At 47.0% G+C, this 14,351-nt stretch carries 11 protein-coding genes; 5 read left to right on the forward strand and 6 right to left on the reverse strand.

Features of this window, described 5'->3' with window-relative positions:
* Positions 1-16 precede the first annotated feature (16 nt).
* The 5 genes from PV783_RS06205 to PV783_RS06225 form a co-directional block, all read right to left on the reverse strand.
* On the reverse strand, positions 17-451 hold the full coding sequence (locus PV783_RS06205; protein ID WP_111576892.1) for a DoxX family protein: 435 nt from the start codon (positions 449-451) through the stop codon (positions 17-19).
* A 64-nt stretch (positions 452-515) separates the two neighbouring features.
* The gene (locus PV783_RS06210) at positions 516-968 is read right to left on the reverse strand and encodes a MarR family winged helix-turn-helix transcriptional regulator (RefSeq protein WP_181784984.1); all 453 of its coding nucleotides are present in this window, start codon (positions 966-968) and stop codon (positions 516-518) included.
* 79 nt (positions 969-1,047) lie between these two features.
* Positions 1,048-1,224 (reverse strand): hypothetical protein, encoded by a 177-nt coding sequence (locus PV783_RS06215; protein WP_420987425.1) that lies wholly within the window; start codon positions 1,222-1,224, stop codon positions 1,048-1,050.
* Positions 1,225-1,397: 173 nt separating this feature from the next.
* Positions 1,398-2,138: a 3-oxoacyl-ACP reductase family protein gene (locus PV783_RS06220; RefSeq protein ID WP_420987426.1), complete on the reverse strand. Its 741-nt coding sequence runs from the start codon at positions 2,136-2,138 to the stop codon at positions 1,398-1,400.
* Between the two features lie 66 nt (positions 2,139-2,204).
* Positions 2,205-2,744 carry a DinB family protein gene (locus tag PV783_RS06225; RefSeq protein WP_420987427.1) on the reverse strand — a complete coding sequence of 180 codons (540 nt, stop codon included), beginning with the start codon at positions 2,742-2,744 and terminating at the stop codon, positions 2,205-2,207.
* Between the two features lie 137 nt (positions 2,745-2,881).
* Here PV783_RS06225 and PV783_RS06230 point away from each other — a divergent pair, with 137 nt between their 5' ends.
* A complete protein-coding gene (locus PV783_RS06230; RefSeq protein ID WP_420987428.1) occupies positions 2,882-5,119 on the forward strand; it encodes an alpha-L-rhamnosidase N-terminal domain-containing protein in 2,238 nt (745 codons plus the stop codon).
* Between the two features lie 200 nt (positions 5,120-5,319).
* Here the strand turns inward: PV783_RS06230 and PV783_RS06235 are convergent, their stop codons facing one another.
* On the reverse strand, positions 5,320-5,697 hold the full coding sequence (locus PV783_RS06235; protein WP_079469586.1) for a transmembrane 220 family protein: 378 nt from the start codon (positions 5,695-5,697) through the stop codon (positions 5,320-5,322).
* Between the two features lie 602 nt (positions 5,698-6,299).
* Between PV783_RS06235 and PV783_RS06240 the strand changes: the two genes are divergently transcribed.
* The 4 genes from PV783_RS06240 (at position 6,300) to PV783_RS06255 (ending at position 14,332) form a co-directional block, all read left to right on the forward strand.
* Positions 6,300-9,536, forward strand: coding sequence for a SusC/RagA family TonB-linked outer membrane protein (locus tag PV783_RS06240; RefSeq protein WP_420987429.1), 3,237 nt, complete (start codon positions 6,300-6,302; stop codon positions 9,534-9,536).
* A gap of 32 nt (positions 9,537-9,568) precedes the next feature.
* A complete protein-coding gene (locus PV783_RS06245) occupies positions 9,569-11,347 on the forward strand; it encodes a RagB/SusD family nutrient uptake outer membrane protein (RefSeq protein ID WP_079469584.1) in 1,779 nt (592 codons plus the stop codon).
* A gap of 114 nt (positions 11,348-11,461) precedes the next feature.
* Complete coding sequence (locus tag PV783_RS06250) at positions 11,462-12,997, forward strand: FG-GAP repeat domain-containing protein (protein WP_420987431.1); 1,536 nt, start codon at positions 11,462-11,464, stop codon at positions 12,995-12,997.
* A 435-nt stretch (positions 12,998-13,432) separates the two neighbouring features.
* The gene (locus PV783_RS06255; protein ID WP_363431367.1) at positions 13,433-14,332 is read left to right on the forward strand and encodes an EboA domain-containing protein; all 900 of its coding nucleotides are present in this window, start codon (positions 13,433-13,435) and stop codon (positions 14,330-14,332) included.
* The last annotated feature ends 19 nt before the right edge of the window (positions 14,333-14,351 follow it).

A 14,351-nucleotide genomic window follows, 5' to 3' on the forward strand; every position in this document is an offset into this window, starting at 1 on the left:
TGAATGTGATTAATTATTATTTAGAAAGCTGACGGTCAACGGACCAGCGTCCGGCGCCTTTGATGATCAGTGCAATGTTGATACCAATTACCAGTAAATGATACTCAAAGCCTTCACCTGCCTGGGTACCGCCCCAGTTCATGAAAAATCCGTTAGGGGAGTGAATATTCGCAGCTACCAGCATGATGATGGTCAGCATGGCCGCCCATATCCTGGTGGTAAATCCAAAAAGAATCAGCAATGAACCGATACTTTCGGTGAATATTACCAGGAAAGCGAGGATAGAAGGTGTGCCCTGGGAGGTAAAGTAACCCATTGTGGCTTTGAATCCGTAACCACCAAACATGCCGAGTAATTTCTGCGCGCCATGTGGTAACATCACTAATGCTACGGTAATACGGATGATAAAGGAGGTAAGGTTGTCGTCTGTGTGAAGCAATCGTTTAAACATAAAGGTATAATTATTATTAGCGTTTGTACTTTTATTGTATATACAAGTGTTAGGGCAAAAAAAATCAACTACGGAGTTTATCCAGCAATTCGTTGATGGTATTCACTTCCTCTTTGGTCAGTTTCTTTGTTACTTCCCGGTGATTCTTTTCCATCACAGGATCCAACTCTTTTAATAAAGCCAGTCCTTTATCAGTGATCTCAATTTCCACTTTCCGGCGGTTGCTGTCGCACTGCTGACGGGTTAGTAATCCCTTCTGGCGCAACTTCTCTACCAGCCTCGTGGCATTACTCATCTTATCCATCATCCGCTCCTGGATATCCAGCAGGTTCAACGGGTTGGGCCTGCTTCCGCGAAGTATCCGTAATACATTGAATTGCTGGCTGGACAAATCATATTCCTTCAGCATATGAGAAGCCCCTACCTCCAGCCAGTTACCGGTAAATATGATATTCAGCATGGCTTTTTGGTATTCGTCCTTAAATCGTGTCTGCTTCAGTTCCTCTTCCAGTTTCATAATTACATTTACAACTGTTGTTTATACAACAAAGGTAAATGTATTTTTCATTCTACCAAATTTTCAGGCAAAAAACCGTTTACTCCGCTTTCAGCAATTTCCAGGTGATCACTACCAACGGGATAACTAAAACAATCTGGAACAATGCCTGCCAGACACTGGTGGCCAGCAGGGCGGTTAGCAAGCCTCCTAATATCAGCAGGATGAGAATGAATGGCGCGGCCCCGGCCTTTTTAAAAGTGGGCTTTTTAGTCATAGATCCTGTTCATATCGGGTCAGTTAATTGAACAGCAAGGTTGATATTAATTAACGTACCATGTGATCAAATCAGGAATTTCCTTTACGCAAAACGATATTTGTAATGAAAAGGGAGAAGGGAAGACTTAAAAAGTCTTCCCTTCTCCCTTTATACTATTATAATAAGATAAATTAACTATTCAACCCGCCATCAATTGTCAACGCGGAACCATTGATATACCCGCTTTCCGGACCTGCCAGGAAGCTTACCAGGTCAGCTACATCAGTGGCTGTGCCATAGTGCCCGAGCGCAATATGCTGACGTTGATAATCCGCATGAGGGCCATCAGCCGGATTCATATCAGTATCTACCGGTCCCGGCTGTACTAGATTGGTGGTAATACCCCTGGAACCCAGATCGCGCGCCAGCCCTTTATTAAACGCTGTAAGGGCAGATTTACTCATACTGTACAGGGTGCCCTGAGGACCAACCACACGGTCGGCCATGCAACTGCCAATGGTAATGATCCTGCCGCCGCTGCCCATATGCCGCGTGGCTGCCTGCGTGGCTACAAACACTGCACGGGTATTTACGGCCATTGTATGCTCATAGTCTTCCAGCGTATATTCGGAAAATTCTTTCATCACGGCTGTGCCGGCGTTATTAACCAGTATGTCTATACGACCATGACTGTTTACCGTATGATCCACAGCGGCCAGTACTGCATTCACATCAGCGCTGTCTGCTGCTACAGCAGTAGCTTTCTGCCCTTTTGCGGTTAATTCTTCTACCAGCGCCGCTGCCGGTGCCGCGCCCTTTACATAGGTGAATACCACTGTGGCGCCTTCTCCGGCTAAACGCTTTACAATGGCGGCGCCCATACCGCGACTACCTCCTGTTACCAGGGCTATCTTATTTTCCAGACGTTTCATAAATAATGATTTTATGCTGGCAAAGCTAGTCCGGCTAACCCGTGTAAAGAAGAGGAGTACTAATTGTTAACTACTAACCTTCATGTTAGAATTGGGCTGGAGGTACTTCTCACGGAGTATGTTCAGATGGTGCGCCTGGTGACCGGCAATGGCAAAGCCCAGCGCAAGTACCGACATCTCCGTTTTCCAGCACATACCTGTTCTTAACAGCGCTGCGTCGGATAAATTATTGAACTGCATAATGCTGGCTGCACGTACTGCTTTCAGTTCTGCCAGTATTTCAGATACGCTCCGGTCGTCTATTTCTGCATTTGCCGCATAGTCATCCTGTTCCATCGTTGGCGGTACCTGAACATCTTTCCGGGCAAATAACAGGGCGCGGAAGGAGAACACCCGCTCAGTATCCGTAATATGCTGCAATACATTCTTTAAGGTCCATTTACCGGGGCTATAGGCATAGTTGCCCAGTGGTTCCAGTTCAGCGGCGTCAAATTCGTCCAGTGTCTGCAACGACTGTTCCAGCGCGGTTTTAATGTCTACATCCGGCACAAGGTTGATATAGGTGGAATAATATCCGGGGTCCGGATGGATGGCATTTTTTTTCATCTGGTGAGTTTTTTAAGGAAGATGAATATACGAACATTTTCTCCCGGCAACAGGCCGTTCCCCGTACTTATATCATCTTAATAATATATTTAATATATTTGTAAGTAATATATCCTGACTACCTACAATCTCTTTCTATGAAATATCTGTTACAATGCCTGCTGCTGCCGGCATTCATCGGATTTGCCACCACCCTGTCCGCGCAGGAGAAAAGCAGTAATATCCCCTCCCAATGGGACGCCCGGTGGATTTCCGGCAATGATGCCGCCCCTGCCGCCTACGGGGTATATCTTTTCAGGAAACAGTTCCAGCTGCTCAATTATTCCGGTCCTTTTATCATCCACCTTTCTGCGGATAACCGTTACCGTTTGTATGTAAACGGCCGCTTCGCCGGCATGGGGCCCGCACGCTCAGACCTCGCCAACTGGTATTACGAAACAATTGATATCAGCCCTTACCTGAAATATGGTGTCAACGTAATTGCCGCGGAAGTGGTCAACTTCGGACCTTATAAGCCGCGTGGCCAGTTCACTAATGGTACCGGCCTGCTTATCCAGGGACATACATCCCGCGAAGCGGCTATTATCAACACCGGGTCTGCTTCCTGGAAGGTAATGGAAGATGAGTCGATACATCCGGCTCCCGTGAAAACTACGGAATACATTTTCTATGGCGCCTTTCCCGGCGACAGCATTACTGCGCAATACCATCCCTGGGGCTGGGAACAGCCTGCATATAACGATAGCGCCTGGGAACCCGCAGCACCAGGTGCACGTGTGGCGCTGCAAGGCCACAGTGCGGGTAACTGGCCGTTGCTTACACCATCGCCCATTGGCCGTTTACACCAGGAACGGCAATCGTTCACCGGTATTGTTTCACAACAGGGCATTACGGCGGAGGCAACCCTGCTGAAGGGAACGGCGCCACTAACTATTCCGGCTAAACGAAAAGTTAAACTGCTGCTGGACGCCGGGCAACAAACCACCGGTTTTCCTGAAATGCTGATCAGCGGCGGACTGGATGCCGGTATAAAAATTACCTATCAGCCTGCATATTCCAACAGCACAGTGATACAGGATGTTGTTCATCCGGATGGCGGCACCCGCCGTAAGTTCATGTCTTCGGGTTATCGCAGCTTCCGGTATGTGCAATTGGATATTGAAACAGGGAAGGCGCCGCTCACGTTGCACGACTACTACAACGTATATACGCAGTATTTGCTGAATGATAAATCGGCCTTTACTGCCGGCGCAGCGGCAGATTCCCTTTGGGCCACCGGCAAAAGGGCGGCGCTCACAGGTGCGCAGGATAACCTGTATAATGATCTGTTTAACGCGCAGTTACAATATATACAGGACGCCCGTATACAGGGGCTTGCCATCAGTTTTTTTTCGGGAGATGATCAACTGCTCAGAAATGCGCTGGTACAAACAGATCAGTCGCGTATCCCGGAGGGGCTTGTCCGTTCCCGCTACCCGTCAGACGACCGGCTGGTATCGGTAACGGATGCATTGGTATGGATCGGCGCACTCCACGATTATTTGCTCTATAAAGCAGATAAAGAGCTGGCGAAGCAATGCTTCCCCGGCATACGCAGTATCCTCGATTGGATGGACCGCTACCAGGACCCCGCCACGGGCCTGCCCGGCAATATGCCTTATAATGATAGCGTGGCGCTGTCGCCCATCACAGGCCAGTATCTGTATGCCCTGCGGCAGGCGGCTGTTATTGCAGGCTATTGCGATAAGCCTGCCGACTCCCTTGCTTATACCCGCACCGCAGATAAAGCGAGGGAAGTATGGTATCAGCAATGTTATGATGCCGGAAAAGGACTGTATGCGGAAACAGCGGCAAAGAAAACGTTCTCGCGCTACACCAATGCCCTGGCAGTGCTGGCGCAGGCGGTGCCACCACGGCAGGTAAAGAGTGTAATGCAGCGTTTACTGGCTGAAAAACAGTTGCCGGAAGAATCGCTGCGTGAAAAGTATTATATCTTCAAAGCGATGCAGGAAACCGGTATCACAGAAACGTTCCCGGCAGAATTACAGTCGCTCGCAACGCAGCTGGAACCAAACAATGCAGCAGCTTACCAGGCAACCGCCTCGGTGGCCAATCTCTTCCTGCTGGGCATTACAGCCGGCATCCAATCTGCCTCCTATGGCTTCCGAACAGTATTGATCGCACCAGATCCCGGCGCCTCGCCGCAGGTAAAGGCGACTATGGTGCATCCGGATGGTTTAATAGAAGTGGACCTGGCGTTTAAAAATAATCGTGTAACCGGCACCGTTAGGGTTCCGTTCGGTATCACCGGGAAATTCCGCTGGCGCGGAAAAGAGATCACCCTGCATGGGGGCCCGCAGGAGATTTCGCTGTAATGAGGGTATTGTCCTGGAGCAGGATTAAACTGATTTAAGGGATTTTACTTTTTTGATTTTATAAGATTTTAAAGGATTTTGGGAGATATAAGCGGATATCCGCTTATATCTCCCAAAATCCTTTAAAATCAAAAGTGATCAAATCAACAAAATCAGTTTAATCAGTTTAATCCTGCTCCAGGACAAAATCCGCGGCGATCCTACGCCGCGCGTTTTCTTTTCGAGTAAAAATAATTTATGCCCAGTGCCCCGATACAAATGAACAATCCAAAGAATTCACGTGTTTCTTCAATCCAGGGCTTGGTTGCTTTCATAGTTTCGGCGAGGTTCTCCGCATTATGTTTCGTGAACCAGTCTTCCACCCCGTTCTGGTCAAAAAATTTATAAATGGCATAAGCCAGGTATACCAGTATACCGGCAATATACCATTTCGGGTAAAAGCGGTTACGGGCAGCAAACCAGCAAAGCAAGGCAGAATAAAGATAGATGGGCATCCATATATAGGGATCAGGATCATTATACTGTAAGCCTGCAAATAAAACGAACATCAGGCAAAACACAATATTCAATACTTTCATGACACAAAAATTAGGGCTTAAACATACACAAAGAATTTCAAAAGTATTCCTTGTATTATTTTATCCCGGCAGTGTGGAATAGTGGAATAACGATCTGCAATTTTGTCACTTTTAAAGAAAATGTTAAAAGACTACTTGTTTGAGCTAAAATAATGTTATATATTCGAAATCATTACACAATTCCACGTGAGAACCAAAATCTGAGGGTAGAAATGTTTGTTACTAGAGCAAAAGATTCTCACAGTTATTATTAGTTATCGTATTGAATTCACTATCAATAAACAATTAAACAAAAGTCAAATGACCTGAATCAGCTTGACCATCAGTGTTTGTTTTATAGTATAATTCATCATTCAACATCAGTAGTTATCGTTTAACTGTTGAACAGACACTCATTCCTTTTTTAACACCGTGTAGCGCATCATGCACGTGTGAAGAAAAACTAATGCTTTGTATTTATTGAAAATTGACCTGCCGCAAAACAATCAATGCAGCGGGTAGGAGATTTGTATGCAAAGTTGTGACTGTTCAATAAGGTGACATATAGATAGGAATCCTTATTTACTAACAATTTTTCTTAAACGTTTCCCTTAAATCACGTTATGAAAAAGCAATTTTACCAGGCACTCGCCGTACTATGCGGCCTCTTGTTGCTATTGGCCGGCAACAACGTATCAGCACAAACAAAAATTACGGGTAAAGTAACGGACAAAGCTTCAGGCAATGCGCTGCCAGGCGTTACTGTGTTTGTGAAAGGCACCAACAGGGGTACTGCCACAGACCCCTCCGGTACTTTTTCCCTTATGGCCAAATCAGGCGAAACACTTGTATTCTCCTTTGTAGGATATGATCCGCAGGAAGCAGTAGTAGGAGCCGGACCAGTAAACGTTTCTCTCACCGAGAAAGTAGGATCACTGGAAGAAGTAGTAGTAACCGGTTATGCCAGCCAGAAAAAGAAAGACCTTACCGGTGCTGTATCTATTGTGAAAGTAGAAAATCTTACCAAACAGCCTACCTCCCAGATAGCCAATCAGCTGCAGGGACAGGTTTCCGGTGTTACCATCCTCGGCTCCGGTCAGCCAGGCCAGGAACCACAGGTGAAGATCCGCGGCGTAAATACCTTCGGAAATAATACACCACTGTATGTAGTGGATGGAGTACCCATCTCTAACATCACAGACATAAACCCCAACGATGTACAAACCATGCAGGTACTGAAAGATGCAGGCGCTGCCTCTATCTACGGTGCCCGTGCGGCCAACGGCGTTATCATCATCACCACCAAAAGAGGAACCGGTAAAGTAAAGGTTTCTTATGATGGCTACTATGGTACACAACGGCCCAAAGGCGGAAATGTATGGAATATCCTCAGTCCGCAGGAACAGGCCAACCTGAAATGGATGGCCATTGCCAATACTACCGCTAACCCTGTATATAACGATGAACAATATGGTTCCGGCGCCACACCACGCCTGCCGGATTATATTGCTCCACAGGGCGCAATGGAAGGAGATCCCGGTACCGATCCATCTACCTATTTCGTAAATCCGAACTATAAGGTAGCCAGCGATGTGGATGCTTTTCACCGAATCGTAAAAGCCAACAAATCGGGCACCGACTGGTTCCATGAAATATTTAACCCGGCGCCTATCACCAGCCACAACATTTCAGTAGCAGGTGGCGGCGATATCGGAAGCTACTTCTTCTCTTTCTATTACTTTAATCAGCAGGGTACTTTAACCAACACCTATAACAAACGTTATGCAGTTCGTGCCAACAGCACCTATAACGTTACGGATCATATCCGTGTAGGTGAAAACATGGAATACTCCCTCATCAATAACCCGCAGATCGGTGCGCTTACCGAAGGTAGCGGTATTGGTATGGCCTTCCGTGAAATGCCTATCATCCCGGTACATGATATCATGGGCAACTATGCAGGTAGCTTCGGTAAAGGTTTGGGTAACGCCCGTAACCCGGTAGCTATCCAGGATCGTTTTGGTACCACTAAAACACTGGCTAACCGCCTGTTGGGTAACGTGTTTGCAGAAGCAGACATCCTGAAACATTTCACCCTCCGTACCAGCTTTGGCGGTGAAATTTATTCTTTCAATAATCACAGCTTTACACTGCCTGAATACGAAAACGCGGAAAACAATAAAGTGAATTCGTATACAGAAAACGCGGGAAGTGGTTACGACTGGACCTGGACGAACACACTCAGCTATCATCAGAACTTTAACCAGGTACACGACCTGAAAGTACTGTTGGGTACAGAAGCATTTGATAACCAGGGACGCACCGTTGGTGGAAGCAACCTCGATTATTTCACTTTTGATCCGGACTTCACCAACCTTAGCACAGGTAGTGGTACGCCAACCAACTACAGCGGCCGTTTCTCCGATGGATTGTTCTCCTTGTTTGCCAGGGTAGACTATTCCTATAAAGATCGCTACCTCCTGGGCGCACTGATTCGCCGTGACGGATCTTCCCGGTTCGGTTCATCCAACAGGTATGGTAACTTCCCCGCAGTAAGCGCCGCCTGGCGTATGTCGCAGGAAGGATTCATGAAAGGTGTCAGCTGGATCTCCGATCTGAAAATCCGCGGAGGTTATGGTATCATGGGTAACCAGATCAACGTAGACCCACAGAACTCCTTCACCGCTTATGGGTTTGAAAAAGGAAACTCTTTCTATGATCTGAAAGGTACCGGCAACTCCATCCTGCAGGGCTTCTACCGCACACGTATCGGTAACCCCAATGCTAAATGGGAAAGTAACGTAAACGCCAATATAGGTATCGATGCAACCTTGTTCAAAGGCGCCCTCGAAATTACCGCAGACTACTATCGTAAAGATGTAAAGGATCTGCTGTATAACCCCGAATTACCAGGTGTTTACGGAATAGCCAACGCTCCTTATGTGAACGTGGCACAAATGAAAAATAAAGGATTCGATTTCTCTGCTACCACCAACCTGAATCTTACCAAAGACCTTAAGCTGGAACTAAACGGTAACTTCACTACGTATAATAATGAGATCGTTAAAATATCAGATGCTGCTCCTTACTTCGATCAGGAACAACGCCGCTTTAACGGTACATTTATTATCCGTAATGCTGTTGGTCAATCTATCAGCGAATTTTTTGGTTATAAGGTAGATGGATTCTGGAATAGCCAGGCAGAAATAGATGCAGCAAACGAAGCTACCAGGAAACAGTATAATGATAATTCATTGACGTACCAGACCGATACAAAACCAGGCCGCTTCAAATATGCAGATGTGAATGGCGACGGAAGGATTACAGAAGCCGACCGTACTTATCTCGGTAATCCCAATCCAAAGTTCAGCTATGGCCTCAATATCAACCTCACTTATAAAGCCTGGGATTTCAGCATGTTTGTGTATGGCGTACAAGGTAACAAGATCTGGAACCAGGTGAAATGGTGGACCGATTTCTATCCTTCCTTCGAAGGTGCGAAGAGCAAAACAGCCCTGTATGATTCCTGGCTGCCAACCCGCCAGAACGCTACAGCGCCCATCCAGGAAACATCTCCGTCTTTCAGTACCTCCAACGTACCCAACTCTTATTTTGTTGAAAATGGTTCTTACCTGCGTGCAAAAAATATCATGCTGGGATACACCATACCAAGTAACGTACTCCAGAGAATTGGTATCACAAAGTTCAGGGTATATGGTCAGGCAGCAAACCTGTTTACCATCACCAAATACTCAGGTATAGATCCTGAAATTACCGGTGGCACCAGCAACTTCGGTGTGGATGAAGGAGCTTATCCTAATCAGCGTCAGTACCTGCTCGGTGTGAATGTAACATTCTGATAATTTTTTCCTGAAAAGTAAAATTGAGAAAAATGAAAACATTACGATATTTAAGTGTAATTCTTGCGTTGGCAGCAGTAGGAATCAGTGCTTGTAAAAAGAGCTTCCTTGAACGGGGACCGCTCGGCTCCCTCAGTGATGAAATTGTGGCGAATAAAGCCGGTATTGGTTATTTACTGGTAGGCGCATACGCCTCGCTCGACGGGCAACAAACCGCCCAGGCAGCACTCGGTGGTGGCGGACCCTGGGAAGCGTCTCCTACCAACTGGATCTATGGCAGCGTGGCCGGTGGCGATTCGCACAAAGGTAGCTTCAGTGGCGACCAACCCGGTATCGATCCTATCGCTAAATTCACAGTCGATCCAAGCAACGGTTTTTTCAATACCAAGTGGAGAGCTGTTTACGAAGGAGTGATCCGTTGTAATGCAGTACTGGTAGCACTGCCAAAGGCAACAGACATGAGTGCCGCTGAAAAAACTCAGGTGGAAGCAGAAGCCCGTTTCCTCCGCGGACACTACTATTTTGAACTGAAAAAACTGTTCAATAAAGTGCCTTATATCACAGACACCACGATAGAAGTCCGTGTTAAAAATGATAAAGACATCTGGCCTTTTATTGAAGCCGATTTTAAATTTGCTGCAGATAACCTGCCTCCTACACAAAGCGATGTAGCAAGAGCAAATAAATGGGCTGCACAGATCTACCTGGCTAAAACATACCTGTACCAGAAAAAGTACCCGGAAGCAATGCCGCTGTTTGATCAGGCCATTGCCTCAGGCGTTACTTCCAACGGTCTTAAATACGCGCTCACAAACGCATTTGAAGACAATTTCGATGCCGCCAAAAAGAATAATTCAGAGTCCGTATTTGCCATCCAGATGACTGCAAATGATGGTACCAATACCATCGCCAATGCGAACCAGGGCGAAATGCTGAACTTCCCGTACAACAGTCCATTCGGCTGCTGCGGATTTTATCAGCCTACCCAGGACCTCGTAAACTCCTATCGCACAGATCCCGCTACCGGTTTGCCTAACCTCGATACCTGGAACGCAAACCCCGTGAAAAACGATCAGGGCATCGTGTCTACCACACCGTTCACACCGGAAACAGGTACACTGGATCCACGTCTCGACTGGACCGTTGGCCGCCGTGGGATACCTTATCACGACTGGGGCAATCACCCTGGTGCTAACTGGATCAGGGACCAGAAATATGCCGGCCCTTATGCGCCAAAGAAAATGGTATACTGGCAGTTTAACCAGGACAAATACAAAGATGCACACTCCTGGGCGCCGGGATCTGCTATCAACGTACTGTTGATCCGCTTTGCCGACGTAATCCTCATGGCCGCTGAATGCCATGCCCAAACCGGCGACCTCCCCGGAGCTACCGCTTTGGTAAACCAGATCCGCGACAGGATGATCAATCACCCTGAAAACTGGCTGCATAAATACAAAGACGATACGAAACCCATGTTAGGCTTCGATCCTACCCAAATGGCAGCCAATTACAAAATAGGCAGGTACACCGCTACTTTTTCAAGTAAGGACCAGGCATTAAAAGCCATCTATTTTGAACGCAAACTGGAACTGGCTACAGAAGGCCACCGCTTCTTCGATCTCGTACGCTGGGGCATTGCCGATGTGGCGCTGAATGCCTTTATTCAATACGAATCAGCTATCACCGACGACCTGAAAGGCGGACACTTTACAAAAGGGAAAAATGAATACTTCCCCATCCCGCAACGTCAGATCGATCTGACAATGGTAGGCGGAACAAGAGTACTCGATCAGAACCCGAACTACTAATAACAGCTATATCTGTCGCTTTTTTAAACACAACGAATGCAGCGGATCTTTTTCGCTGCATTCGTTTTTATATAACATTTTAGTACTTTACAATACCCGTTAAAATATTCACTGATGACCAATCAACCCACGAGGAACCGGTATTGTCTCGCCGCTTTATTTTTAATCACCACCAGCTTTGTCATCACCATCAGTTGCCACACACCTACCCCGGAAGAAAAAGGAAAAGTCCTGGCCGGTAAATATTGCTCCGGCTGCCATTTGCCGGTGTCTCCCGCCCTCCTGGATAAGGAAACCTGGCTAAAGCACGTATTGCCCGCTATGGCGCCCAAACTGGGCATTAAAGTATGGGGGGAGCATTCCTATTACCCGCCGATGCCCGGCGAAAAACCAGGGCTTATTTCTATCCAGGATTGGGAATTACTGGTGGCATACTATGAACATACCGCCCCGGATAAACTGCCGGCTGAAAAAGTGCCGCAGCCGTTGCAACGCGACTGGTCCTTTTTCACGCTGAAACACCCGGTGCTGAAAGATACCGTCCCGGTAGCTACCACAATGGTGGCCTTTAACCCGGACAATGGCCACCTCATGACCAGCGATGGACTCACCAATACACTCACACAATGGGACGAAAATTTACAAGTCGTTAACATACGGAGTTTACCATCTCCCGCCGTCGATATACTTTTTGTAAAAGACACTGCGGCGCAACAACAGGCCATACTCACAGAAATAGGCAATATGCGGGCATTGGACGCGCCTGCCGGTATTATTACCAGCATCAGCCCCAATGACGCCCAAAGCAGGCAGCACGACCTCATGGCGTTCCTGAAACGGCCGGTGCAAACCCTGCAGGCAGATTTCGATAAAGATGGCCTGCCCGATCTGCTGGTATGCGCATTCGGACATAACCAGGGCGGCCTGTACTGGCTGAAACAGTTACCGGACCACAGCTACAAACAGTTCCCCATATGGGAAGTGCCCGGCGCTGTTCATGCAGAAACCGGCGATTTTAACCACGACGGCTATACGGACTTTATGGTGCTGTTTGCCGCCGGTGATGAAGGCATCTGGTTGTTTGAAAACGACAGGAAAGGTGGCTTTGTATCTACCAGCCTGCTGAGATTCCCTCCCATCAATGGTTCTACCAGTTTTCAACTCGCGGATTTTAATGGCGACGGAAAACAGGACATACTATATACCTGCGGTGATAATGCAGATTTTTCTATGGTGCTTAAACCTTACCACGGAATATTCGTCTACCTGAATGACGGAAATAATAAATACACCGAGGCATGGCATTACCCCGTGAATGGTTGTACAAAGGCCGTGGTAGCTGATTTTAATGGCGATGGCAAATTAGATATTGCCTCCATCGCCTTTTTCGCGGACTTTAAACACCGGCCGGAAGAGAAATTTATTTTCTTTGAAGGTGGAAATAAACCACTTACGTTCATCCCTCATTCTCCGCCGCTGGAGAAGGAAGGAAGATGGATCTGCATGGATGTGAAAGATTATGATCACGATGGCGACCAGGATATAGTACTTGGAAACTACGCACAGGGTTTTATCATACTTGATGATTATAAGCCTGACTGGAAAGAGTATCAGCCGTTTATAGTATTACAGAACAATACTGCTCATTAAATGCAACGTAAAAATCACTTGTTTATTTGGAATGAAAGGAGAAATATGTATCTTACGGCCGTATTTATTGCTACGTGCATTTTTGCTTTATTTCGGATCTAAGTTTATAGAGAGAGCACTCATATATTACAGATCTTTAAAGTACCATCGTTCTTGATCGGCGTTTTCCCAACATATACCTGATTGCGTTATGCCTGTCGTCAGAGGCTTCGCAGTTTAAAGATATCCTGATGTATAATCAGGTTTTAGAATGGCGGAAGGAGAGGCAGTAATGCCTCTCTTTTATTTTGGACACATCCCATCGTTCAACCATTGATGTGAACGGTTTAATCTTCTTTTTTTGCCATCTATCATAAAAAAGTGGCCGGATTCTTAAAATCCCATTATTACTGGTTAATTTTATTGGGAAATCAGCATTATTATTTTAAACAGGATATGTCAGTGGCTGAATATGTATACGATCAGGATAAAGTGAGCACGCTGCTTAGTACGATCATCAGGAACAACGGAAACGAAAAAGCAAATGCCTGGCTGCAACAGCGTTTGCAGCTACATCAGCAAACCGGTGCCATCCCGCAGTTTAATCAAACTTTCACAGCTATCCCGCGTTTCACAGGTAAAGAAAGGATCCGTATTTCCACAACGGAAGATGAACAGCTGCAGGCGCTGCTGCCTTCATTTTTCGTACATGGATGGACGTTAGACCGCCTCGCGCGGGTGTGGTGGTTGCTGCAATTACCGGTAGCCAACAAATCTGCCTACCTGGAAGTGCTGGAAAACCTGTTCAACGGCGCAGAAATGAATGAGCTGGCCGCCTTGTACAGCGCACTTCCGCTGCTGCCCTGGCCGGAAGAATGGATCGCCCGTACTTCGGAAGGCATCCGGTCCAATATTGGTATTGTACAGGAAGCCATTATGTTGCACAATCCTTACCCGGCTAAGTATCTCCCGGAACCCGCGTGGAATCAGCTGGTAATGAAAGCTATCTTTACCGATAAACCATTACACGGGATCACGGGGCTGGATGAAAGGGCTAATGCTGCACTGGCAGGCATCCTGGTAGATTTTGCCCATGAAAGATGGGCCGCCGGCAGAACGCTCGATCCCATGCAGTGGCGGATCCTGGTGAATTTTGTAGGAGAAGGCAATTTTGCAGATATCACCCGTATCTGGCATTCCCTGAACAGCACAGAGAAAGAAGCCGCAGCACTGGTTTGTGCACAATGCCAATATGAACCCGCTAAAGCGTTGCTGGCCACAGACCCGGCATTGCAGGCGGAAATACAGGCTGGTAGTATCTCCTGGGATACCCTGGCGCAAAAAATAACTAAATAAATCAACATTAAAACCGATC

The organism is Chitinophaga sp. CC14, assembly GCF_048957795.1.
GTDB classification, from domain to species: domain Bacteria; phylum Bacteroidota; class Bacteroidia; order Chitinophagales; family Chitinophagaceae; genus Chitinophaga; species Chitinophaga ginsengisegetis.